23 protein-coding genes and 1 pseudogene are annotated in these 21,903 nt (G+C 63.4%); 15 read left to right on the forward strand and 9 right to left on the reverse strand.

Translation table 11 applies throughout. The features are described 5' to 3' along the window. Positions 1–224 precede the first annotated feature (224 nt). Both FJ978_RS11595 and FJ978_RS11600 read left to right on the forward strand, forming a co-directional pair. Entirely contained in the window at positions 225–1,448 is a 1,224-nt protein-coding gene (locus FJ978_RS11595) for an argininosuccinate synthase (protein WP_140572223.1), read from the forward strand. Between the two features lie 5 nt (positions 1,449–1,453). Then, complete coding sequence (locus tag FJ978_RS11600; protein WP_140572224.1) at positions 1,454–1,975, forward strand: hypothetical protein; 522 nt, start codon at positions 1,454–1,456, stop codon at positions 1,973–1,975. 86 nt (positions 1,976–2,061) lie between these two features. Here FJ978_RS11600 and FJ978_RS11605 read toward each other — a convergent pair whose 3' ends face one another. Continuing rightward, on the reverse strand, positions 2,062–2,859 hold the full coding sequence (locus FJ978_RS11605; RefSeq protein WP_013892205.1) for a lytic transglycosylase domain-containing protein: 798 nt from the start codon (positions 2,857–2,859) through the stop codon (positions 2,062–2,064). A gap of 298 nt (positions 2,860–3,157) precedes the next feature. On the opposite strand from FJ978_RS11605, the gene FJ978_RS11610 reads away from it, so the two are divergent. The 6 genes from FJ978_RS11610 (at position 3,158) to FJ978_RS11640 (ending at position 8,852) form a co-directional block, all read left to right on the forward strand. Then, positions 3,158–4,255, forward strand: coding sequence for a putative zinc-binding metallopeptidase (locus tag FJ978_RS11610; protein WP_140572225.1), 1,098 nt, complete (start codon positions 3,158–3,160; stop codon positions 4,253–4,255). Positions 4,256–4,318: 63 nt separating this feature from the next. After that, entirely contained in the window at positions 4,319–4,921 is a 603-nt protein-coding gene (locus tag FJ978_RS11615; RefSeq protein WP_013892203.1) for a DUF1236 domain-containing protein, read from the forward strand. A gap of 478 nt (positions 4,922–5,399) precedes the next feature. Further along, entirely contained in the window at positions 5,400–6,989 is a 1,590-nt protein-coding gene (gene ffh / locus FJ978_RS11625) for a signal recognition particle protein (RefSeq protein ID WP_140572226.1), read from the forward strand. Positions 6,990–6,997: 8 nt separating this feature from the next. Then, a complete protein-coding gene (locus FJ978_RS11630) occupies positions 6,998–7,339 on the forward strand; it encodes a chorismate mutase (protein WP_013892200.1) in 342 nt (113 codons plus the stop codon). Positions 7,340–7,406: 67 nt separating this feature from the next. After that, positions 7,407–7,808: a 30S ribosomal protein S16 gene (rpsP, locus tag FJ978_RS11635; protein ID WP_010912392.1), complete on the forward strand. Its 402-nt coding sequence runs from the start codon at positions 7,407–7,409 to the stop codon at positions 7,806–7,808. 198 nt (positions 7,809–8,006) lie between these two features. Continuing rightward, entirely contained in the window at positions 8,007–8,852 is an 846-nt protein-coding gene (locus FJ978_RS11640) for an acyl-CoA thioester hydrolase/BAAT C-terminal domain-containing protein (protein WP_140572227.1), read from the forward strand. Between the two features lie 149 nt (positions 8,853–9,001). On the opposite strand, the gene FJ978_RS11645 is transcribed toward FJ978_RS11640, so the two are convergent. Continuing rightward, positions 9,002–9,265 (reverse strand): YMGG-like glycine zipper-containing protein, encoded by a 264-nt coding sequence (locus FJ978_RS11645; protein ID WP_013892198.1) that lies wholly within the window; start codon positions 9,263–9,265, stop codon positions 9,002–9,004. A gap of 307 nt (positions 9,266–9,572) precedes the next feature. On the opposite strand from FJ978_RS11645, the gene FJ978_RS11650 reads away from it, so the two are divergent. Beyond that, positions 9,573–9,980: an ACT domain-containing protein gene (locus FJ978_RS11650; RefSeq protein WP_140572228.1), complete on the forward strand. Its 408-nt coding sequence runs from the start codon at positions 9,573–9,575 to the stop codon at positions 9,978–9,980. Between the two features lie 211 nt (positions 9,981–10,191). On the opposite strand, the gene FJ978_RS11655 is transcribed toward FJ978_RS11650, so the two are convergent. Then, positions 10,192–11,226, reverse strand: coding sequence for an aspartate-semialdehyde dehydrogenase (locus tag FJ978_RS11655; protein ID WP_013892196.1), 1,035 nt, complete (start codon positions 11,224–11,226; stop codon positions 10,192–10,194). 430 nt (positions 11,227–11,656) lie between these two features. On the opposite strand from FJ978_RS11655, the gene FJ978_RS11660 reads away from it, so the two are divergent. After that, entirely contained in the window at positions 11,657–13,519 is a 1,863-nt protein-coding gene (locus tag FJ978_RS11660) for a DEAD/DEAH box helicase (RefSeq protein WP_140572229.1), read from the forward strand. 98 nt (positions 13,520–13,617) lie between these two features. On the opposite strand, the pseudogene FJ978_RS33165 reads toward FJ978_RS11660, so the two are convergent. Further along, positions 13,618–13,776 (reverse strand): annotated as a pseudogene (locus FJ978_RS33165) (IS5/IS1182 family transposase); the annotation flags it as partial. Positions 13,777–13,857: 81 nt separating this feature from the next. Between FJ978_RS33165 and FJ978_RS11665 the strand changes: the two are divergent. Further along, positions 13,858–14,742: an AraC family transcriptional regulator gene (locus tag FJ978_RS11665; RefSeq protein WP_031250732.1), complete on the forward strand. Its 885-nt coding sequence runs from the start codon at positions 13,858–13,860 to the stop codon at positions 14,740–14,742. Between the two features lie 80 nt (positions 14,743–14,822). Here the strand turns inward: FJ978_RS11665 and FJ978_RS11670 are convergent, their stop codons facing one another. Together FJ978_RS11670 and FJ978_RS11675 are read right to left on the reverse strand one after the other, a co-directional pair. After that, positions 14,823–15,389 (reverse strand): DUF3291 domain-containing protein, encoded by a 567-nt coding sequence (locus FJ978_RS11670; RefSeq protein WP_140572230.1) that lies wholly within the window; start codon positions 15,387–15,389, stop codon positions 14,823–14,825. A gap of 83 nt (positions 15,390–15,472) precedes the next feature. Then, entirely contained in the window at positions 15,473–16,921 is a 1,449-nt protein-coding gene (locus FJ978_RS11675) for a glycosyltransferase (protein WP_140572231.1), read from the reverse strand. 140 nt (positions 16,922–17,061) lie between these two features. Here FJ978_RS11675 and FJ978_RS11680 point away from each other — a divergent pair, with 140 nt between their 5' ends. The 4 genes from FJ978_RS11680 to FJ978_RS11695 all read left to right on the forward strand — a co-directional run bounded on the left by FJ978_RS11680 (position 17,062) and on the right by FJ978_RS11695 (position 19,517). Beyond that, the gene (locus FJ978_RS11680; protein ID WP_140572232.1) at positions 17,062–17,766 is read left to right on the forward strand and encodes a DUF805 domain-containing protein; all 705 of its coding nucleotides are present in this window, start codon (positions 17,062–17,064) and stop codon (positions 17,764–17,766) included. Between the two features lie 70 nt (positions 17,767–17,836). Then, the gene (locus FJ978_RS11685) at positions 17,837–18,517 is read left to right on the forward strand and encodes a DUF805 domain-containing protein (protein ID WP_140572233.1); all 681 of its coding nucleotides are present in this window, start codon (positions 17,837–17,839) and stop codon (positions 18,515–18,517) included. 123 nt (positions 18,518–18,640) lie between these two features. Beyond that, complete coding sequence (locus FJ978_RS11690; RefSeq protein WP_140572234.1) at positions 18,641–19,069, forward strand: polyketide cyclase; 429 nt, start codon at positions 18,641–18,643, stop codon at positions 19,067–19,069. 49 nt (positions 19,070–19,118) lie between these two features. Beyond that, the gene (locus tag FJ978_RS11695) at positions 19,119–19,517 is read left to right on the forward strand and encodes a MarR family winged helix-turn-helix transcriptional regulator (protein ID WP_246678110.1); all 399 of its coding nucleotides are present in this window, start codon (positions 19,119–19,121) and stop codon (positions 19,515–19,517) included. A 16-nt stretch (positions 19,518–19,533) separates the two neighbouring features. Here the strand turns inward: FJ978_RS11695 and leuB are convergent, their stop codons facing one another. From leuB to FJ978_RS11710, 3 genes are all read right to left on the reverse strand, one after another. Continuing rightward, a complete protein-coding gene (gene leuB, locus FJ978_RS11700; RefSeq protein WP_140572236.1) occupies positions 19,534–20,637 on the reverse strand; it encodes a 3-isopropylmalate dehydrogenase in 1,104 nt (367 codons plus the stop codon). Between the two features lie 306 nt (positions 20,638–20,943). Then, positions 20,944–21,294 (reverse strand): VOC family protein, encoded by a 351-nt coding sequence (locus FJ978_RS11705; RefSeq protein WP_140572237.1) that lies wholly within the window; start codon positions 21,292–21,294, stop codon positions 20,944–20,946. 118 nt (positions 21,295–21,412) lie between these two features. Then, a complete protein-coding gene (locus tag FJ978_RS11710) occupies positions 21,413–21,796 on the reverse strand; it encodes a RidA family protein (RefSeq protein ID WP_013892185.1) in 384 nt (127 codons plus the stop codon). Between the last annotated feature and the right edge of the window lie 107 nt (positions 21,797–21,903).

Raw genomic sequence — 21,903 nt, forward strand, 5'->3', positions numbered from 1 at the left:
GGCAAGGGCCTTTTTCTTTTAGGTGGCCGGACGCTTCGGAGCTTCCTCACGTGCATCGATCAGGCTGACGATCCATTCCACATCGCGAAGAGTTTCAGAGACGCCAGCCGCCATGCGCTGGATCAGTAGTCTGGCGCCGCGCATGCTTGCTCGCTTTGCCGTTCCTGCTAAAAGGCGCTCCGACAATGCGTGACGCCCAAGTGTCCGCCATCGACGGAGCAGAAATGTCCAAGACCAAAGACGTCAAGAAGGTCGTGCTCGCCTATTCCGGCGGCCTCGACACATCCATCATCCTGAAATGGCTGCAGACCGAGCTCGGCGCGGAGGTCGTCACCTTCACCGCCGATCTCGGCCAGGGCGGCGAACTGGAGCCGGCGCGCAAGAAAGCCGAGATGATGGGCATCAAGGACATCCGCGTCGTCGACGTGCGCGAGGAATTCGTGTCCGACTTCGTCTTCCCGATGTTCCGCGCCAACACCGTCTATGAAGGCACCTACCTGCTCGGCACCTCGATCGCGCGTCCGCTGATCTCCAAGCACCTCGTCGAGATCGCCCGGGAAACCGGCGCCGATGCGATCGCGCATGGCGCCACCGGCAAGGGCAACGACCAGGTTCGCTTCGAGCTGTCGGCTTACGCGCTGAACCCCGACATCAAGGTCATTGCGCCGTGGCGCGACTGGTCGTTCAAGTCGCGCACCGACCTGATGAACTTTGCCGAACAGCACCAGATCCCCGTGCCGAAGGACAAGAAGGGCGAGGCGCCGTTCTCGGTCGACGCCAACCTGCTGCACTCCTCTTCCGAGGGCAAGGTTCTGGAAGACCCATGGAGCGAGCCGCCGGAATTCGTCCACCAGCGCACCGTTTCGCCGATGGATGCGCCCGACAAGGTCACCGAGATCGAGATCGAGTTCCTGAAGGGCGACCCGATCGCGCTCAACGGCAAGAAGCTGTCGCCGGCAACCATGCTGGCGGCGCTCAACGATCTCGGTCGCGACAACGGCATCGGCCGGCTCGACCTGGTAGAGAACCGCTTCGTCGGCATGAAGTCGCGCGGGGTCTATGAGACGCCCGGCGGCGCCATCCTGATCGTCGCGCATCGCGCTATCGAATCGATCACGCTCGACCGGGGTGCTGCCCACCTCAAGGACGAGTTCATGCCGCGCTACGCCGAACTCATCTACAACGGCTTCTGGTTCGCGCCCGAGCGCCTGATGCTGCAGGCGATGATCGACAAGAGCCAGGAAGACGTCGAAGGCACGGTGCGGCTGAAGCTCTACAAGGGCAACGTCATGGTCACCGGCCGCAAGTCCAGGAAGACGCTCTATTCCGACGCGCTGGTCACCTTCGAGGACGACCGCGGCGCCTACGACCAGAAGGACGCCGCCGGCTTCATCCGCCTCAATGCGCTGAGACTGCGCACGCTGGCTGCGCGCAACCGCAATAAGTAAGTCGGATGCGCAGCCTCGGAAGATGCCTGGCGTCGCTGGTTTTTCTCGCGACGCCGGCCATGGCCGAGGATTTCGATCCAGCCTCGCTCGACCTCGCCGCGCTGATAGAATGCAGGGCGGACGTCCCGGCCTATAATGGTTTTGCCCTTTGGTTGGCCGGCGAACCCGGCGCGGCGGACAGGCTTGGCTGGAAGGAGGTTCCGTCAGGCAATCCCTTCCTACGGCAGTACCAGCTCCCCGCCCCGGTGCATGTCTTCGGGCGCGAGACGGGGACGGTCGTCTTTACCGCGACCGGCCCGATGGCCGTGCTTGACGGCATCGTCGCCCCCGACCTCGCCCGCCAACTCAGTATCCCGGCGACGGTCTCGACACCGGACAAATTCCTTGGCGAGAAGGTCGTGGCCGAAAGCACCGAGGACACCGGCGGCGTGAGCCTTGCCACGCGCATCACGCTCAACGTCTCGACCGTCGAGTCCCATCCCGGCAAGACACTGGCCGGCTGCTCCTATGCGCTTGATGTGAAGTAGCCACCCAGACGCTGAAGCCGTGTTTGCAGCTCCCGTCATCAAAAAGCCCGGCGCGTGGCCGGGCTCTTGTCGAATAGAGATTTCAATCAGTCGGCGTCGATCGCCGTGGCGATTTGGGCGATGGCCTGTTGGTAGACGCTCGCGGAATTCCAGCCGGCAATCGCGCCCATATTCGCGTTTGCGCTCGCGCCGGCGCGCCAGCCGTGGCCTTTGAGGAAGTTGGCGGTGGAAGCGAGCGCCGTCGCCTTGTCGCGCAGGTTCCCGCTGCCGACTGCATACTTCAGGACATTTCCGGGCAGGAACTGCGTGTGGCCGACCTCGCCATGCATGGCGCCGACCGACGAGGCGCTCAACGCTCCGCGGTCGACCAGCTTCAAGGCCGCAATGGCATGCGGGTGGAAATAGTCCGGGCGGCGGCAATCATAGGCCAGCGTCAAAATGGCGGAGACCGTGTTCTGGTTGCCCATGGAAGCACCGAAGCCGGTTTCCATACCCCAGATGGCGAGCAAAACGCCCGGTGACACGCCGTAGTTCCGCTCGATCTGGTTGAACAGCGCGGCGTTCGACTTCTTCAGCGCACGACCCTTGGAAATGATCGCGGACCCGCCACGGCGCTTCATGAAGGCTTCCACCGAGCCGCTGAAAGCTTTGTGGATTGCACGGTCGGCGGAGATCGTCCTTGTTGCGTAGGTGGCGCCGGCCAGGGCGGCCAGACCCCTTGAGCCGACACCTTCGGCCTTGGCGTCCGCGGCAAAATCCTGTTTCCAGGCCTCGAACCCGGCACCGGTCTTGCCGCAGCTGGGCCCTGCCTGCACGCCCGTTGCCAGCGCAAGTACCGCCACTACAGTGGCCGCTAAAATCCTACCCTTGGCAAGAAATGCCATGTTGTTCTCCTGGTTGCCTGATTCACGTCCCGCGCGAATTTGCCAGCGAAACGCGCTCTTGTCACTGTCTCAGACGCGCTCTTTGTCGCGTCTCGGACCTGCTCTTGTCACTGTCTCTACCGCAATGCTGGCGAATGCCGTGGAATCTGCCTACGATCAAGTGATTATTGTGGCGGGTGCGGCCGAAACCTCGCCGATCCTTCCACCATGTTGCTGAATGGTGTCACGGTCGGGAACGACGCCTGATGATCGGCGTTTGAACGACGTCCTTCCCCCAGATTTGACGGTTGAGACCGACATGAAACTCTTCGACTGCCCGCATTGCGGCCACCGTCTCTACTTCGAGAACGCCCAGTGCCTGAATTGCGGAAGTCTCGTGCTCTATGATCCCGGCCATTCCCGCTTTGCCCTGTCGGGCGCCGACAGCGCCTTCCAGTGCACCAACGCCGACGAGTGCGCCTGCAACTGGATGACCGAACCCGGACAGGCTTTTTGCCGTGCCTGCGTGCTGAACCAGCTGATCCCCGATCTTTCGGTCGGCGGCAATCGCCGCCGCTGGATCCGGGTCGAGGCGGCCAAGAAGCGCGCCATTTATTCGCTGCTCGCCTTCGGCCTGCCGGTCGCGCCCAAGCAGGCCCCCACCGACGAGATAGGCCTCGCCTTCGACTTCCTCGCCGATCCGATCGGCGGCGGCCCGGGCGGCGAACGGATACTTACAGGCCATGACAATGGCCTGATCACGCTCAATGTCGCGGAGGCCGATTCCGCCGAGCGCGAGAAGCGCCGCGTCGAGATGGGTGAGAATTATCGCACGCTGCTCGGCCATTTCCGCCATGAGCTCGGCCATTATTACTGGGACCGCCTGATCCGTGACGATCCGCAAAGGCTGGAAGCCTTCCGCGCCCTGTTCGGCGATGAACGCGCCGACTACGAACAGGCGCTGAAGACCTACTATGCCAACGGCGCGCCTCCCGACTGGCAACAAGACCACATCTCGGCCTACGCCACCTCGCATCCGTGGGAGGACTGGGCCGAAACCTGGGCCCACCATCTGCACATCACCGACACGCTGGAGATGGTCCATGCGCTGAACTTCCCGCTCGGCCGGCTGGAGACGGTGGAGGCCAACGACCTGCCGCAAGGCGACACCGGCGGCGGACTGCAGGCAGCACCTTCGGAACCCGCAAACACGCCCGAGCCCTTCGACAAGATCCTTGCCCGCTGGCTGGTGCTGTCGGAAGCCTCCAATTCGATCAACCGCTGCATGGGCCTGCCCGATCTCTACCCCTTCGTCATTTCGGACGCCACGGCGCGGAAACTGGCCCTGGTTCACGACCTTTTGACCGGCTTGCCGAAAGAACCGGGAACAAATCGTGAGTTGGCGCAAGCGCTTTAGCCGGAACGCATGCGCCGCTGCCCCGTTTTCACCGCCGAGGGACCATGAAAACGGAGAGAAACCATGAAATCCGTATTGTTTCCCGCAGTCGCCGGTATGCTGACCGTGATGTCGGGTTCAGCGCTTGCCGATACCGCCGTCTCGGCGGTCACCGATCTCAACGTTCGCGCCGGCCCCGGCCCGCAATATCCGGTCATCGGCGTGCTCGCCGCCGGCCAGTCGGCAACGCTCAATGGCTGCATCGAGAACAGCAAATGGTGCACCATCGCCGAAGCCGGCGGCCAGGGCTGGGTCTATTCCGACTATGTCACGGCCGATTTCGGCGGCAGCCGGGTGGTGCTGACGCAGCGCCCGCACGGCTCCAGCGTCGCCGTCGTCTCGCCGCCGGAAGACATCGGCGACTACTCGACCGATTATACCGGAGCGATCGTCGCCGGCGAGCCGGTCGATGCCATCCCGCGGCCACCGGCCGAAGTCAGGACCTATGTCAGTACACACCGTCTCGACCCCGTCTATCTGGAAGGCGAGGTGGTGACCGGCGCAACGCTGCCCGACACCGTCGAACTGCGCGAAATTCCGGACTATAACTACCGCTATGTCTATGTGAACGGCCAGCCGACGCTGGTCGATCCGCAGACGCGACGCATCATGTACGTGGTGCGCTGATAAAGACCAGCGGTCGCCGAAGCGGCCGCTGCGACTGCTCCCTTCTCCCCGCCTCTATACGGGGAGAAGGTGCCGGCAGGCGGATGAGGGGCAGCGCGGACCTGACGCAATTGTAGCCCTTGCCTTGACTCTTCGGCCGATTTCCTGTCTACACGCCTCGAATTCCGCGACGAGTATCCCTCCGAGCAAGCCGACCAGGACGCCGAAGCCTCTTTGAGGCCAAGTGCTGTAAACAGATCCTGGAGGCCAACATCCGGCAGCGCTAAGCGCCCCCGGGTGCTTTTTGGTTTTGGGCTTTGCTCGCCACGAGACTTGGACACTTGGCGCGAACGCACTACTTCTCGGGCTCCATCCGGTTGCCAGGGAAAAGGAAACAGAATGTTTGAATCGCTACAGGAGCGCACAAGAGGCGTGGAGGGCCATCGGCCCGACAGGGATTACTATGAATCCAAGGCGCTCTCGCGCGGCGAGTTGACCAATGTTTGAATCCCTGCAGGAGCGTCTTGGCTCCATCCTGAACGGCCTGACCGGCCGCGGCGCGCTGTCGGAGGCTGATGTCTCGGCGGCGCTGCGCGAGGTGCGCCGTGCGCTGCTCGAGGCCGACGTGGCGCTCGAAGTGGTGCGCGCCTTCACCGACAAGGTGCGCGAGAAGGCCGTCGGCGCCGCCGTGCTGAAGTCGATCAAGCCCGGCCAAATGGTCGTCAAGATCGTCCATGACGAGCTGGTCGACATGCTGGGCGCCGAAGGCGTCGCCATCGACCTCAATGCGCCGGCGCCCGTCGTCGTCATGATGGTCGGCCTGCAGGGCTCCGGCAAGACGACCACTTCGGCCAAGATCGCCAAGCGCCTGACCGAGCGCCAGAACAAGAAAGTCCTGATGGCCTCGCTCGACACGCGGCGGCCTGCCGCGCAGGAGCAGCTGCGCCAGCTCGGCGAGCAGGTCAAGGTGGCGACGCTGCCGGTCATTGCCGGCCAAAACCCGGTCGACATCGCCAAGCGCGCCGTCCAGGCGGCCAAGCTCGGCGGCCATGACGTCGTCATCCTCGACACTGCCGGCCGCACCCATATCGACGAGCCGTTGATGGTCGAGATGGCCGACATCAAGAAGGTGTCGAGCCCGCACGAGATCCTGCTGGTCGCGGATTCGCTGACCGGCCAGGACGCCGTCAACCTGGCGAAAAGCTTCGACGAACGCGTCGGCATCACCGGCCTTGTGCTGACCCGCATGGACGGCGACGGCCGCGGCGGCGCCGCACTTTCGATGCGCGCCGTCACCGGCAAGCCGATCAAGCTGATCGGCACCGGCGAAAAGATGGACGGGCTGGAGGAATTCCACCCCAAGCGCATCGCCGACCGTATCCTCGGCATGGGCGACATCGTCAGCCTGGTCGAGAAGGCCGCCGAGAACATCGACGCCGAGCAGGCGGCGGCGATGGCCAAGAAGATGCAGTCGGGCAAGTTCGACCTGAACGACCTCGCCCAGCAGCTTCAGCAGATGTCGAAGATGGGTGGCATGGGCGGCATCATGGGCATGATGCCGGGCATGGGCAAGATGAAGGACCAGATGGCCGCCGCCGGCCTCGACGACAAGATGTTCGGCCGCCAGCTCGCCATCATCTCCTCGATGACCAAGGCCGAGCGCGCCAATCCCGATATGCTCAAGCACTCGCGCAAGAAGCGCATCGCCGCCGGCTCCGGCACCGACGCGGCCGAGATCAACAAGCTCCTGAAGATGCATCGCGGCATGGCCGACATGATGAAGGCGATGGGCGGCAAGGGCAAAGGCGGCGGCCTGATGCGCGGCATGATGGGCGGCCTTGCCTCCAAGATGGGCCTCGGCGGCATGATGCCTGGTGGCATGGGAGGTATGGGCGGGATGCCTGACCTGTCCAAGATGGATCCCAAGCAGCTCGAAGCCCTGCAGAAGCAGGCGCAGGCCGCGGGCCTTGGCGGCATGAAGGGTCTTCCTGGCGGTAGTGGCCTGCCCGGCCTGCCCGGCGGCACGAAACTTCCGGGGCTTCCCGGCCTGGGTGGCGGCGGACTGCCCGGCCTTGGCAAGAAGAAGTGAGAATACGGATGAACGAAGACAAGGACATGGCCGACGCACGCACCATCCTGGCCGGCTACCGCGCCTCGATCGACAACATCGATGCCGCCCTCATCCACATGCTGGCCGAGCGCTTCCGCTGCACCAAGGCGGTCGGCGTGCTGAAGGCCGAGCATGGCTTGCCGCCGGCCGACCCGGCGCGCGAGCAGCAGCAGATCGCCCGTCTTCGCCAGCTGGCGCATGACGCACATCTCGACCCCGATTTCGCGGAGAAATTCCTCAACTTCGTCGTCCGCGAAGTGATCCGACACCACGAACAGATCGCCGCTTCGAGCAGCGGCGGGACAAAAAATCCGCTGCCAACGGCGTGACGAAACCGGCTGAGAAATCTCAGTCGAAATCCAATCAAACGAAATCAGAGCTTTTAGGAGAAAAGAAATGGCACTGAAGATCAGACTGGCCCGTGCGGGCTCGAAGAAGCGTCCTTACTACCACGTTGTCGTCGCCGACGCCCGTTCGCCGCGCGACGGCCGGTTCATCGAGTCGCTCGGCTCGTGGAACCCGCTGCTGCCCAAGGACGGCGAGCGCGTCAAGGTCGACGCCGACCGTGTCAAGCATTGGCTGTCGCATGGCGCCCAGCCGACGGACCGCGTGCTGCGCTTCCTCGACGAGGCCGGCCTTGCCAAGCGCGACGCCCGCTCCAACCCGAAGAAGGCCGAGCCGGGCAAGAAGGCGCAGGAGCGCGCCGCCCTGCTGAAGAAGGCGCAGGAAGACGCTGCTGCCGCCGTCGCGGCTGCTGCCGCCGCTCCGGCCGAAGCGGAAGCCGCCACCGCCGAGTAAAATATTGCTTCATCGCATCGACGAAACGGCGGGCCTGTGCCCGCCGTTTTGCTATTATCCGGCAATGCCACGGTGGCATTCAATGCATGTCGCCCAAAGTGATCTCGGTTTTGGGGGGACGACATGCATAAAAACAAGGACCTGAAGCGCGTCGCATGAATCCGTCTCGACGCGACACGCTTTAGGCCGATGGAGCGGATGGGCGAACGGGCAATCACGGAAGACATCCTGTCCGGTGGCGTTGCCGGAAAGCTGTTGCGATGCACCGGCGCCACGACGGGCGTCGTTGTCTTGAGCGGATCCAGCGGCCGCGTCGACGTCGCTCGCGCGCGGCTGTTTGCCAGGCAAGGGGCGTCGGCGCTCGCTCTCCGCTGGTTTGGCGGCGAAGGCCAGGTTCCCGGCATCTGCGAGGTCCCTCTCGAGACGTTTTTCGCCGCAACCGACCATCTCGCCGGACTGGGATGCCGGCGCATCGTCTATGTCGGCACGTCCAAGGGTGCCGAAGCATCCTTGCTCGCGGCGGCCCATGATCCGCGCATCGATGCCGTGGTGGCGATCAGCCCGACATCGGTGGTTTGGGGAAACATCGGGCCGGGCCGCGACGGCATCGCCTGGCCTGAACGATCGTCGTGGACCCTGGAGGGGCTTCCATTGCCGTTCGTTCCAACCGAGCCGAACTGGAACGCAAGCCATGTCGACGGCCTGGTGTCCTACCGAGAACTCTTCAAGCACTGCCTGACAAATTTCTGGGAGGAAGCGGCCAGGGCCGCCATTCCGGTCGAGGCAATCCCGGCCGAGATCGTGCTGGTCGCGGGCGGCGACGACGCGCTGTGGCCATCGCTGGATTTCGCCGAAGCGATCGTTCAGCGCCGAAAGGATGCCGGAAAGGCCACACGCCTGATTTCAGCGCCCGACGCTGGCCACCGCATCCTCTTGCCGGGGGAAACCACCTCACGTTCGATATCCCACGCGCATGGCGGCAACGATCGCGCCGATGCGGATCTCGGCCGGGAAGCCTGGGAATACATCCGAAAACTGCTCTGACTCTTTGTTCTGACGCAATTCCCAAGGGAAAGCGCTATGCGCTTTTCCCGGAAAAACCGTCTCACACTTTTCCTGGAATTGCTCTGATTTATCCATCCCATGAAAACGGCGGGCCCGGGCCCGCCGTTTTGATCTCAGCCCGGAGGCAATCAATAGCCGCTCGGACAGCGGTCGACATAGACCCGACCATAGCGGTCGCGGTATCGGCACTTGCCGCTTTCGCTGGCATGGCCGATCAGCGCGCCGGCCACGGCACCGACAGCGCCCCCGACAACCGCGCCCTGCACCGGATCGCCCGCAACCGCGGCACCGACCGCGGCACCGCCAAGGCCACCCACGGCAGCGCCTTTTTCCGTCTGCGAACATGCGCCGAGCGCCGTCGCCAACACCAGAATGGTCAAGATTTTCGTCATCTTTTCGTTCCTCTCACACGCGGATCGCCGTCTCGCCGCCTGGTTCTTAACTCTCAGACGGCTAATTTGATCCCGAGGAGAACAAAGATCGCGATGCCGCCGGCTCGACAAGCGGTAGCGTGCCGTGCCGGTCATGCCTCGGTTTCGCGCTTCAGATTGGCGAGGCCGACCCCGAAATCCCTGCCGATCAGCGAAATTGGCTATTGGCGAAAACAGAAGCGACATCCGGGGTGCTGTCCCTCCAGCTTCACATCGCGACTATCGGCATTCACCGCTCGCGGCTATGGATGCATTCGGTGAGGAACAAATGACTGGCGAAACCGATCTGAAGATATTGCTGGCATCGATGACGCCGGAATTGCTGGATGGCATTTATGTCTTCGCCACGCTGGCGCCTGGAATTCCCCAGCCGGAAGGCCTCGAACCGGTGATGGTGTTTCGCGAGCGCGAGGGCACGACGCTGATCGTGCCCGAGGCGGCGGCCCATGCCGCCGGGCTGGCCGCCTCGTTCCGCTGCCGGATGATCACGCTGAACATCCACTCATCGCTGGAAGCAGTCGGCTTCCTCGCCGCCATCACCACGCGACTGGCAACCGCCGGCATGGGCGTCAATCCGGTCTCGGCCTTCTACCACGATCACCTGTTCGTCCCCGCCGGACGGGCCGAGGAGGCAATGGAGCTGCTGATGGAACTGGCCAAGGAGAACAGAGTTTAGCGCGGCGGCCATTGGCGCGACTGACGTCGATTGAGAGGAAAGAGGGACAGCGCCCCCCTCTGTCCTGCCGGACATCTCCGCCGCGAGGGGGGAGATTGGCTAACGGCCGCAGGCCGAGCCCGCGACCGCGGGCCGCCGGTCGTCCGGCGCCCTCGCGGAGGGCCAGCCGCGCAAGCGGCGGTGCGGCCCGTGAGCGATAACCAAAGACCCGTCAGGCCGCCTTCTTCTTCGGCTGGATCAGGCCGCGCTCGACCAGCAGCTCGGCGATCTGCACCGCGTTGAGCGCCGCGCCCTTGCGCAAATTGTCGGAGACGATCCACATCGACAGGCCGTTGTCGACGGTCGAATCCTCGCGGATGCGCGAGATGAAGGTGGCGTCTTCGCCGGCCGATTCCAGCGGCGTGATGTAGCCGCCGTCCTCGCGCTTGTCCAAAACCTGGCAGCCGGGAGCATCGCGCAGGATATCGCGCGCCTCGTCGGCGGTGATCGGCTTCTCGAACTCGATGTTGACCGCTTCCGAATGGCCGATGAACACCGGCACGCGCACGCAGGTCGCCGTCAGCTTGATCTTGGGGTCGAGCATCTTCTTGGTCTCGGCCACCATCTTCCACTCTTCCTTCGTGAAGCCGTCGTCGAGGAAGACGTCGATATGCGGGATGACGTTGAAGGCGATGCGCTTGGTGAACTTCTTGACGTCGACCTGGTCGGCGACAAATACCGCGCGCGTCTGCGTGAACAGCTCGTCCATGCCTTCCTTGCCGGCACCGGACACCGATTGGTAGGTCGCGACGACGACGCGCTTGATGGTGGCGGCATCGTGCAGCGGCTTCAACGCCACGACCAGCTGCGCCGTCGAGCAGTTCGGGTTGGCGATGATGTTCTTGCGCGTGAACAGCGAGATCGCGTCGGGGTTTACTTCCGGCACGATCAGCGGCACGTCCTGATCGTAGCGGAAGGCCGACGAATTATCGATGACGACGCAGCCCTGCTTGCCGATCTTCGGCGACCATTCCTTGGAGACGTTGCCGCCGGCCGACATGATGCAGATGTCGGTGTCGGAAAAATCATACTGGTCGAGCGTCCTGACCTTCAGCGTGCGGTCGCCGAACGACACTTCCGTACCCTGGCTGCGCCGCGAGGCGAGCGCCACCACTTCGCTTACCGGAAAGCCGCGCTCTTCCAGTATGTTGAGCATTTCCCGACCCACATTGCCCGTGGCGCCGACGACTGCAACCTTGAAACTCATCGAAATCTCCTGTCCCTCTCCGCTTGGTTTTTGGAGAAAACCCGCCGGCCAATGCGGGTTCCGTCCCCCGGGCCAGACCCGGGAGAGGGTGGTTAGGCCAAGGGAATCACACCGTTTTGGTGGTGGTTTTGGCCATGGTTTTAGGGGAGCGGTAAGACGCGCGAACGCGCCCGGCCAGATGATTGTGGCCAGGGAGGTCGAATGCAATAAAAGCCATCAAAAGGCCGCGCATCGAAATGATCCCGTTCAGTGGCGGCTTTTACGCGGTTTGTATCAGGAGTCAATCGGGCGAGGGGGAAGGCGCGTGCCGCTTGCCCTGTACAAGAGCGGCGGCAGGAAGTACGAACGGCCAAGATTGTTTGGCTGGCGATGCCGGCCCCGGCTCGTGCTCCCATGATGAGCGCAGAACCCCGAATTCCGAAAGAGTAAGATGTCCAACTTCGAAGCACTTGTTCCCGCGCTGGCAAAGGCGCTGGAAAAACGCGGCTATTCCGACCTGACCCCGGTGCAGAAGGCCGTCCTGGAGCTCGGCCAGGCCGACGCACTTGTGTCGGCGCAGACCGGCTCCGGCAAGACCGTCGCCTTCGGCCTTGCCATGGCGCCGACGCTGCTCGACGGTGCGGAACGCTTTGCCCCAGCCACGGCGCCATTGGCGCTGGCGGTGGCGCCGACGCGCGAACTGGCGCTGCAGGTGACGCGCGAACTGGAATGGCTCTACGAAATGACCGGCGCCACGGTGGCGTCCTGCGTCGGCGGCATGGACATGCGCACAGAGCGGCGCGCGCTGGAGCGCGGCGCCCACATCGTCGTCGGCACGCCCGGCCGGCTGCGCGATCATATTACCCGAAACTCGCTCGACATGTCGGCGCTGAAAGCCGTCGTGCTCGACGAGGCCGACGAGATGCTCGATCTCGGTTTTCGCGAGGATCTCGAATTCATCCTCGACGCAGCCCCCGCCGAGCGCCGCACGCTGATGTTCTCGGCCACCGTGCCGCGCTCGATCGCCACGCTCGCCCAGGGCTATCAGCGCGACGCCGTGCGCATCTCGGCCGCCGGTGAGGAAAAACAGCATCTCGACATCGAGTACCGGGCGCTCAGCGTCGCCCCGGCCGACCGCGAGAACGCTATCATCAACGTACTGCGTTTTTACGAGGCGAAGAACGCGTTGGTGTTCTGCAACACGCGCGCCGCTGTCAATCATCTCACCGCGCGCTTCAACAACCGCAACTTTTCGGTCGTGGCGCTGTCGGGCGAGCTCAGCCAGAACGAGCGCAGCCATGCGCTGCAAGCAATGCGCGACGGCCGCGCCAAGGTGTGCATCGCCACCGATGTCGCGGCGCGCGGCATCGACCTGCCCAATCTCGAACTGGTCATCCACGCCGACCTGCCGACCAACCCGGAAACGCTGCTGCACCGCAGCGGCCGCACCGGGCGCGCGGGGCGCAAGGGCGTCAGCGCGCTGATCGTGCCCAACAGCGCCCGCCGGCGCACCGAACGCCTGCTGCAGAGCGCCAAGCTGACCGCGACATGGGCAAGCCCGCCATCGGCCGACGACGTGATGCGGCGCGACGACGAGCGCATTCTTGCCGATCCGGCCTTCGACGAGCCGGTCAAGGACGACGAGCGCGCCTTCATCGACGCGCTTCTGAGCCAGCATGGCGCCGAGCAGGTGGCCGCCGCCTTCGTGCGCCAGTGCCGCGCCAGCCGCTCCGCGCCAGAGGATCTGATGGATGTGGCACCCTTCACGCCCTCGCGTGAAAGACCGGCGGGCGAAGGTTTCGCGCGCCGCGACGAAGCGCCCAGCCGGCGCGACGATTTCGGCGCCAGCGTCTGGTTTTCGCTGTCAATCGGACGCCGGCAGAATGCCGAGCCGCGCTGGCTGATCCCGATGCTGTGCCGTACCGGCAGCATCTCGAAGCGCGAGATCGGCGCCATCAAGATGCAGCCGGAAGAGACCTTCGTGCAGATCGCCGCCGACTGGGCCGATCGTTTCCTGACGGCGATCGGTCCCGACCGCAAACTCCAGGGCAACATCGTGGTCAAGCGGCTGGACGGCACGCCGGACCTGTCGCGGGCCGGCTACCAGCCGCCAAGCCCCGACAAGAAGCCGCATCGCGGCAAGGCGCCATTCGACCCCAACGCACCGAAGCACAAGTTCGAGAAGCGTGCACCGGCAGCCGAACGCCCCGCCGCCGCGCATGAGGCGAAGCCGTGGGCGAAGAAGCCGGGCAAGCCGAAATTCGACAATGCCGGCCCGCCGAAGCACAAGAAGGCGAAGAAGCGGCCAGGTTGAGCATGATGCCGAAAAGTGTGTGAAACGGGTTCCCGTCCGCAATCGCATCAAAGCCAAGAGATAGAGTGGGTTGCCGTTTCCGTGAAACGGTGAACCGCACTCGCGCTGTCGATCATTTGGATGTCGCCGCCTTGTGCTGCCGCGATGGCATCCATCATGCGGCCTCCGGCTTTCACCAGCGCACAAAGCGATTGTGATTTGATCGTGCCCGGGCCGTAGCGCGCTGGCAGATCGCGCCATGGCGTCCAGGCCCCTGTTGATCCATGCCAAAATCGCAAGATCGGTCGAGCGCGACATATCCGGAAAGGCCTAGTTGGTGTCGCCACGGAGGAAGAGCGTTGAAGGCAGCACTTGAAAACTACCAAGCCCGAATGCAGCGGGTGCTGGACCACATCGACCAGCATCTGGATGACGATCTGGGCCTGGAGGCGTTGAGCGGTGTCGCGGCGTTCTCGAAATACCATTTCCATCGGCAGTTCACGTCCACCTTCGGGTTGTCCGTGCATCGCTATGTCCAGCTCGCCCGCATGAAGCGCGCTTCATACAGGCTTGCCGAAAGTGACACCCAAAGCGTCACCGATATCGCGATGGATGCCGGCTACGACGCGCCGGATGCCTTCGCACGCGCCTTTCGGCAACGGTTCGGACAATCGCCCTCGTCGTTCCGGAAATCTCCCGACTGGGGGTCGTGGCTTATGGCCTTCGGGCCCCTCGAAAAAGCAAGGAACACGCTCATGCAGATAATTTTTGATCACACCGACGTGACGATCCGCGATGTGCCCCCGACGCCGGTGGCGATCATGGAGCATCGCGGAGACCGGGCGACGCTCCAGGACACCATCCAGCGGTTCATCGCCTGGCGTAAGGCCGCGGGCTTGTCGCCCGAGACAAGCCCGACCTTCAACGTCTTTCGTTCCGAAAGGGAACCTGCGGTTCCGGCTGACTATAGCATGGACATCTGTGCCGGGACCGACCAACCGATCGAGGCGAATGACGCGCAGATGAAGGCTGGCGTGATCCCTGGCGGACGCTGTGCGGTGCTGCGCTACCCCGGCAATACCAACAATCTCGAACCCGCAGCACTTTACCTTTATCGTGAGTGGCTTCCTGCCAGCGGCGAGGAAGCACGCGACTTTCCAATCTATTGTCAACGACATCTGTCCCACTTCCCGGAGGGGCCGCTACGCGAAGTGGTCGTTGAACTCTTTCTGCCTCTGAAATAGCTCGGCAGGGCAAGCGGCCTGTCCCTTCCGATGGCAAGAAACGGACAGGCCGCTGTCACTCCCATCTCGGCCATTCCGCATTATGAGTTCACGATCTGGATCATTTGCTGGCGTTCTTCATTCAAGCGCATGTTTTGCTTGACCACCTGGCTGTCTATCGTCACCGGGCGGCCGTCTTCATCGAAACATGTCTTGAAATCGAAGGCAAAAGGGCTGGCTTTGTGGTCATGGAGAAATTCGTGCCTGACCACGGCTTCCGTCCAGGTGGGCGTATAATCCCGCTCGACCCACCACAGCACATAGGGCGGCCAGGCGGGTTTGAGAAACCATTCTCGTCCGTGCCTCATCGCCTCCCTATGAATTCCGGCATAGGAGAATGCCATCGGCGATGCCAGGTCCTTCCACAGCGACAACGTCGATGGCGACCAACCGTCTCCACGTTCACTATAGAAGCGCGGAAAGACCTGCACGCCCCAGCTTTCGGGGCCGGGCTCTTCATCATAGCCCGACCTTGCGATGAATCCTTCGCTCGTTTCGGCAACCAGAAAATTGCGATCGTTGCGGTCATGAAAGCCCTGGTTCACGGGATCACTGGCTGGAGCACGGAATATGCCGAAAGTGTACAGGGCAAGTCTTTTGCTCTTCATTTTACCTCCGCCAAAACAGCCCTGTTGCACTCGTTTTTCTCCATTGTTCCAGGCCAGTAACGGATCGAACCCGGCCGGTTCGGTCAGGCGTTCGAAGCCCGGGAGACCGACGCATGCAGACCGGCCTTGATGGCGGCCCAGCTTGCCGATGCAGGCGTCCGGCGGTGCTGCTTGGCGATGCGCTCGGCCAGCGACGAACGCCAGGCGTGGTCCTCCGCCATCCTGCGGGTGGCGGCATACCAGCCTTGCACATCTTCGGAATCGATCGCCGGCATCAGCCCGCCGGTCGCTTCGATCAGCGACGGCGCCGTCGACACGATGACCGGAACGCCGAAATCGAGGCATTCCGAGGCGCCGTAGCCCCAGCCCTCTATATGTGAGGGAAAGACGCCGAACGTGGCGCTGCGATAATACTGGATCAGCTGCTCGTCGCTGACCAGCCCGGTGAAGGTGATCGACTGGAGCAGTTCGGGATGCGCCTTGAGAAAGGCGCGCAGCGGCTCGATCATCCAGCCCCAGCGCCCGGCGCAGACAAGCCTTGGCAGCTTGACCCCTTCTTCCAGCGCCTGCTGCCAGATCCGCGCCAGCAGGATGTGGTTCTTGCGCACTTCGATGGTCGAGCAGTAGATCACGAATGGTTCGCCGGTCTCGATGCGCGACGTCGCGCCCATGCGCGATGCCGTCTCGTGCAGGATCGAGGGCATCGGGAACCGGTACACGACCGGCGCAGCGATGCCGGCCTTGCGCATGTGATCGGTGAGCGTGACGCCGACCGCGTCGGAAGCGCAGAACGCCGGCGCGCCCAAACGCACGAGCTGTTCGAGATAAGACCCGAAACGGCGCTCGCCGACACTCGCGCCAAGCAGCTCGGGGCGCAGTGTCGGGATAAGATCGTGGCAGAGGAAGGCAAGCCTGCCGGCGGCACCAGAGACTGCGGACCGGTCCTCCTGGGTCAGGACGTGATGGCTGATCAGTACAAGGCCCGGCTCCGCCTCGGCGGTCGGACTCGCCGCGTCAGGCCGTGCTCCCATCCAGATCCGCGCCTGCTGGTAGAGACGGCAAATGCGGATCAGCAGCCTCGTTGCCCGGTAGACAATTCCCTTGCGGCCATTGGTCACCGTTTTGGCCAGATGACGGTCCGCCTCGCGCTTGCCCCACGGATGCCGCCTCACCGCTTCGAAAGCCTGCGCCAGTGCCGTGCGTTTTCCCGGCCACCGTTTGCGCCGATGCGATGAAATCTCGCCCGCCGCGACATGATCCTGTTCGAAGGGCGCAAGCGGCCGGAAGCGGCCTTGCCCGGGCCTGAACGCCACCACCTCGACGCCAGGATCGGGATCGGCCAGCGCCGCGTTGACGAGAAAGCTTTCCACCCGCGGGATGCCGGCCAGCCCCTTGCCGGGTGGCCAGAACATCAGGCCGGTGGCGTCGATCGCCAATACCGAGGGGACCAATACAGAGGGGTCCGGCCTCGCAGGCCTCTCGGCCTCGCCATCTTCGGTCGCGACACGGGCATCGGGGCACTCGGCTGTCATTGTCTGCTTTGGGCGAGGATGGCTGCTTCTGATGTCTTATGCTTCATTTGCCGCTGATATGGTAGCCATGGCGCATGGCTTGCCCATGGGCGCGGCCCCATGCGACACCTTGGCAGGGACATTGGCGACAGGGGTGGCGCATGCGCGGCGAAGTTCTTCACTATGACGAGGATCAAGGCTTCGGCTTCATCACCGGAGCCGACGGCAACCGCTACACCTTCACCCGCGAGAACCTGCGCCGGCAAACCGCGCTAACCATGGGGACGGCGGTCGAGTTCCAGCCGGGCGGCGGCCAGGCGCGCGATGTTTTTTCGATCGCCGCCGCAAGCCCTGTTGCCGACGCCGCTTTGAGCGCCGCACCGGCTCATGCTGCCGCAGCACCCGCAGCCGCCCCATCGCAGGCACGGCATTTCGGCCGTTCCTCCGAGCCGGCCGAACCCAGCGACCTCTGGGGTTATTTCTGGCGGGGCCTGACCCAGAACTACTTCAATTTCGCCGGCCGCGCCCGCCGCAAGGAATATTGGGGCTATTGCCTGTTCTGGACGATCGCGTTGCTGGTGGTCATCGGCATCGGCGTTTTCGCCGATTCCGAGATGGGCAATTTCGATAACGCCGAAATCCCGGCGGTGACGGTCGGGCTCTTTGGTGTTTTCCTGCTGGCCACGTTCTTGCCCGGTCTCGGTATGATCGTGCGCCGACTGCACGACCTCGGCCTGACCGGCTGGCTCTGCCTGCTGATCCTCATCCCGACCTTCGGCAGCCTGATCATCCTGGTCTTCGCCCTGATCCCGACGCAGGGACGCGAAAACCAATGGGGACCGGTGCCGGCGGGTGTCAGCACATAGCTTGACGTGCATATTGCAATCATGAACAACCTTGGGTAGTATGCGCATCGCAGCATGGCGGGGGCAAGGTATGCGTGGCGCGGTCTTTCACTACGACCAGGACCAGGATTTCGGTTACATCAATGGGGTCGACGGTAAGCGCTATATGTTTGCCCGTAATGATCTGAACCACGGTGTGGCCCTCGTGAGAGGCACTCTCGTCGAGTTCCAGCCGGATGACGGGACGGCCCACAATATAGTCGCCGTTGCCTCAACCACGCCCTCGTCAGGCACCGGTCAACCACCTGAGCCTAGCCGGTTTGCCGAAAAGCGGCCTGCCGGCTCTACAGGACTGTGGGCCTATTTCAGGCAGACGGTGAGCGTGAATTATCTTAATTTCAACGGACGCGCACGCCGCAAGGAATTCTGGGCCTTTTGGCTGTGCTTTATCCTGGTGCAGTTAGCACTTGTTGGCTTCGGGATACTGGTGAATCTGGCCATTAATGGCTTTGGCATCAACGCGGGCCGGAGCTCGATAGGGTTTATACCCGCTCTTATCTTCACATTGGCATTCGGCCTGTCGTGGATCGCGCTTGTCGTCCGGCGTCTTCACGACATCGGCCTGAGTGGCTGGCTTGTCTTGATCTGCTTCATCCCGGTCATCGGCGAAGCGGCTTTTCTGGTCTTCGGACTTATACCGTCTCAGGTGGGCGAAAACCCTTGGGGGCCGGTGCCGGCGGGCGTCAGGGGTCTAGAAGACCAGTCCCGATAAAAAACTTTCCCGCTCGAAGAACAAAGTCGTCGCGCTGAAGATTCCTCTTGCAATTCAATCCGTGCACAGATAGTCTGTGCACAGATCGAATGTCGATCGGAACAAGGTAGATGAGGCAAGACAATGTGGACCAATGAATACACCGCAATTTCGCCTCTCCCGGCGCAAGCCATCTGGAACGCGCTGAAGGCGTTGCACGAGGGCCGTCTCGCCTATGAAGGCTCCGACACCTTCGTGCTGCACGGCCCGTTTGCCAAGGGCAGCCGTGTCTCGGTGACGCCGGTGGGGCAGGACACGTTCGAATCGACCATCGTCGATCTCGTCGACAACGTCACCTATGCCGACGAGACGTCGTTCGGTGACACGAAACTGCTGTTCAGGCATACGTTGGTCCCAGTCGCGGGCGGCACGCAAGTCACCCACCGGCTTGAGATTTCCGGCCCCTCGGCCGCCGAGGTTGGACCCGAACTTGGGCCGCAGATCAGCGGCGATTTCGACACCTCGATGGCCAGGCTGTTCGAGCAGGCAGAGGAGCTGGCAAGCCGTGGCTGATGGGCAGGATTTGAACACACGCTTCAGCGGACCATCGGAGAGCCCCGGCTTGTTGCTCTGGCGAACCACCATGCGCTGGCAGCGCATCATGACGGCGGCGCTGGCACCGCTCGACCTGACACATGTCCAGTTCGTGTTGCTGGCTTCGGCGATGTGGCTCGGCCGCAATGGCGAGCCGCCCAACCAGGTTCAGCTCGCCGCCCAGGCCGGCACCGAGGTGAAGATGACTTCGGATGTCGTCGCCCGGCTCGAGGCAAAGGAATTGATCGTGCGGGAGACCGACCCCAGGGATTCCCGCGCCAAGGTGATCCGCATCACCCCAGCCGGAGCCGCCGCTGCCCAGCGCGCCATCATCGCTGTCGAGGCCGCCGACGCGGCCTTTTTCGAGCCGGTGGACGAAGCTCAGCTCGTTACTATGCTGCGGCAGCTGGCCGGCGATATTCGTTGAGGCACGGCCCTGCGGCTTAAGCCAGGAACTTGGCGATGATCGCGTCGCCCATCTCGACGGTCCCGACCTCGGTCATGCCCGGCGAGAAGATATCCTTGGTGCGCCGACCCTGGTCGAGCACGGCGGCGATCGCGCCTTCCAGCCTGTCGGCTTCATCGACCATGCCGAAAGAATAGCGCAGGCACATGGCGAAGGAAGCGATCATGGCGATCGGGTTGGCGATGCCCTTGCCGGCAATGTCCGGCGCCGAGCCATGCACCGGCTCGTAGAGCGCCTTGCGCTTCTTGGTCTTGGCGTCGGGCGCGCCGAGTGAGGCCGACGGCAGCATGCCGATCGAGCCGGTCAGCATGGCGGCGATGTCGGACAGCATGTCGCCGAACAGATTGTCGGTGACGATGACGTCGAACTGCTTGGGCCAGCGCACCAGCTGCATGCCGCCGGCATCGGCCAGCATGTGGTCGAGCTTGACGTCGGAATAGCGCGCCTTATGGGTCTGGGTGACAACCTCGTTCCACAGCACGCCCGACTTCATGACGTTGCGCTTTTCCATCGAGGTGACGTGGTTCTTGCGCGTGCGCGCCAGCTCGAAGGCGACGCCCGAAATGCGTTCAATCTCGAACGTATCGTAGACCTGGGTGTCGATGCCGCGCTTCTGGCCGTTGCCGAGGTCGATGATCTGCTTGGGCTCGCCGAAATAGACGCCGCCGGTCAATTCACGCACGATCAGGATGTCGAGGCCTTCGACCACTTCCTGCTTGAGCGAGGAGGATGCCGCCAGCGCCGGATAGCAGATGGCCGGGCGCAGATTGGCGAACAGCTCCATGTCCTTGCGCAGCCGCAGCAGGCCGGCTTCGGGGCGCACCTCGTAGGGCACAGCATCCCATTTCGGCCCGCCAACGGCGCCGAACAGCACCGCATCCGCCGCCATAGCCTTTGCCATATCGGCATCCGAAATCGCGGCACCATGCGCATCATAGGCGCAACCGCCGACCAGGCCTTCGTCGGTGGCGAAGTCGCTGCCGAGCTTTTCATTCATGGCAGCGATCAGTTTCTTGACCTCGGCCATGGCCTCGGGGCCGATGCCGTCGCCGGGGAGCAGGAAAAGATGCTTCGTTGCCATGAAAACCGTCCCAGAAAGATTTGAACCGGCGCTTTGCTAAACGCCAAGCGGGCTGGGCGCAAGCAGGAACGCAGCGATCAAGGACAACCTCGTTAGTTTGCGATCCTTCACGCCCCCCTCTGCCCTGCCGGGCATCTCCCCCTCAAGGGGGGAGATTGGATGTCACCTCGGCCTTCGCCAATCTCCTATGCCGAAAGCGAGGCGAGACGGCGAGGCTGCCAATCTCCCCCCTTGAGGGGGAGATGTCCGGCAGGACAAAGGGGGGCGCTGTCCCGCCGCCATCTCGCAAATTGCAGCGCCTGGCCTTCACCGATGCGAGAGAATATTCACCAGCCGGCCGAAGGGATCGCGCACATAGAAGCGGCGCACGCCCCAGGGCTCGTCGGCCGGCCCGTATTCGATGGCAAAGCCTGCCGTCTTCATGCCTTCGAGCGCCGCCTCGACATCGTCGACCTCGATCGAGAGATCCGGCACCGGCGTGCCGGAGCCGCCTTGGGCCATGAAGGAGACCTGCACCTGCATCTCCGCCTCGGAACCGTAGGTGGCGATCCAGCCAAGGTCCATCAGGACGTCGAGGCCGAGCACGTCCTGATAGAAGCACTTCGCAGCCGCGATGTCTTGCGTGGCAATATTGGCGACGATGCGCCGGACCTTCATGGCCTTGGCCTCAACTACCTGGAGCAATTCCAGGAAAAGTGTGAACGGTTTTCCGTCCGGAATTGCGTCAAAACAAAGAGATAGAGCGGTTCGCCGTTTCGTGAAACGGTGAACTGCTCTAGGCCGAGCGCCGCAGCGCCGTCACCTCGATCTCGATCTTCATCTCCGGCTTGTTGAGCTGGCAGACGATCATCGTCGCCGCCGGCCGGATGTCGCCGAACGTCTCGCCCAGGATCGGGAACACCACGTCCACGAAAGCCTGGTCGGTGATGTAGTAATGCGCCCGCACCACATCGGCCATGGCAAAACCGCCGTCCTCCAGCGCCTTGCCGATCGTCGCCAGGCAATTACGCGTCTGCGCCTCGACGCTGTCCGGCATCGTCATGGTGGCATAGTCGTACCCGGTCGTGCCGGACACGAAGCACCAGTCGCCCTGCACCACCGCGCGCGAATAGCCTGCGGTCTTTTCGAACGGCGAGCCGGTGGAGATGAGTTTGCGCATGGTGAGGCCTCGCGGATGTTAGTGGCATTTTGCAGGGAAAGGGCTGGGGTGACCATGGGCCAAAGCAGGTGGATCAGCGGTGCAAACGCTTGTTGACGTCAGCGGGA

The sequence above is a fragment of the Mesorhizobium sp. B1-1-7 genome, assembly GCF_006442705.1.
GTDB classification, from domain to species: Bacteria; Pseudomonadota; Alphaproteobacteria; order Rhizobiales; family Rhizobiaceae; genus Mesorhizobium; species Mesorhizobium opportunistum.

What these genes read in the sequence shown, in the direction of transcription:
- FJ978_RS11680 (WP_140572232.1), top strand. Translation starts at nt 17,062, where the DNA reads ATGCGCGGCGAAGTTCTTCACTATGACGAGGATCAAGGCTTCGGCTTC.
- FJ978_RS11685 (WP_140572233.1), top strand. Translation starts at nt 17,837, where the DNA reads ATGCGTGGCGCGGTCTTTCACTACGACCAGGACCAGGATTTCGGTTAC.
- FJ978_RS11655 (WP_013892196.1), bottom strand. Translation starts at nt 11,226, where the DNA reads ATGAGTTTCAAGGTTGCAGTCGTCGGCGCCACGGGCAATGTGGGTCGG.
- FJ978_RS11630 (WP_013892200.1), top strand. Translation starts at nt 6,998, where the DNA reads ATGAACGAAGACAAGGACATGGCCGACGCACGCACCATCCTGGCCGGC.
- FJ978_RS11595 (WP_140572223.1), top strand. Translation starts at nt 225, where the DNA reads ATGTCCAAGACCAAAGACGTCAAGAAGGTCGTGCTCGCCTATTCCGGC.
- FJ978_RS11670 (WP_140572230.1), bottom strand. Translation starts at nt 15,389, where the DNA reads ATGAAGAGCAAAAGACTTGCCCTGTACACTTTCGGCATATTCCGTGCT.
- FJ978_RS11645 (WP_013892198.1), bottom strand. Translation starts at nt 9,265, where the DNA reads ATGACGAAAATCTTGACCATTCTGGTGTTGGCGACGGCGCTCGGCGCA.
- FJ978_RS11675 (WP_140572231.1), bottom strand. Translation starts at nt 16,921, where the DNA reads ATGACAGCCGAGTGCCCCGATGCCCGTGTCGCGACCGAAGATGGCGAG.
- FJ978_RS11605 (WP_013892205.1), bottom strand. Translation starts at nt 2,859, where the DNA reads ATGGCATTTCTTGCCAAGGGTAGGATTTTAGCGGCCACTGTAGTGGCG.
- rpsP (WP_010912392.1), top strand. Translation starts at nt 7,407, where the DNA reads ATGGCACTGAAGATCAGACTGGCCCGTGCGGGCTCGAAGAAGCGTCCT.
- FJ978_RS11615 (WP_013892203.1), top strand. Translation starts at nt 4,319, where the DNA reads ATGAAATCCGTATTGTTTCCCGCAGTCGCCGGTATGCTGACCGTGATG.
- leuB (WP_140572236.1), bottom strand. Translation starts at nt 20,637, where the DNA reads ATGGCAACGAAGCATCTTTTCCTGCTCCCCGGCGACGGCATCGGCCCC.
- FJ978_RS11710 (WP_013892185.1), bottom strand. Translation starts at nt 21,796, where the DNA reads ATGCGCAAACTCATCTCCACCGGCTCGCCGTTCGAAAAGACCGCAGGC.
- FJ978_RS11600 (WP_140572224.1), top strand. Translation starts at nt 1,454, where the DNA reads ATGCGCAGCCTCGGAAGATGCCTGGCGTCGCTGGTTTTTCTCGCGACG.
- FJ978_RS11660 (WP_140572229.1), top strand. Translation starts at nt 11,657, where the DNA reads ATGTCCAACTTCGAAGCACTTGTTCCCGCGCTGGCAAAGGCGCTGGAA.
- FJ978_RS11690 (WP_140572234.1), top strand. Translation starts at nt 18,641, where the DNA reads ATGTGGACCAATGAATACACCGCAATTTCGCCTCTCCCGGCGCAAGCC.
- FJ978_RS11650 (WP_140572228.1), top strand. Translation starts at nt 9,573, where the DNA reads ATGACTGGCGAAACCGATCTGAAGATATTGCTGGCATCGATGACGCCG.
- FJ978_RS11705 (WP_140572237.1), bottom strand. Translation starts at nt 21,294, where the DNA reads ATGAAGGTCCGGCGCATCGTCGCCAATATTGCCACGCAAGACATCGCG.
- FJ978_RS11610 (WP_140572225.1), top strand. Translation starts at nt 3,158, where the DNA reads ATGAAACTCTTCGACTGCCCGCATTGCGGCCACCGTCTCTACTTCGAG.
- ffh (WP_140572226.1), top strand. Translation starts at nt 5,400, where the DNA reads ATGTTTGAATCCCTGCAGGAGCGTCTTGGCTCCATCCTGAACGGCCTG.
- FJ978_RS11640 (WP_140572227.1), top strand. Translation starts at nt 8,007, where the DNA reads ATGGGCGAACGGGCAATCACGGAAGACATCCTGTCCGGTGGCGTTGCC.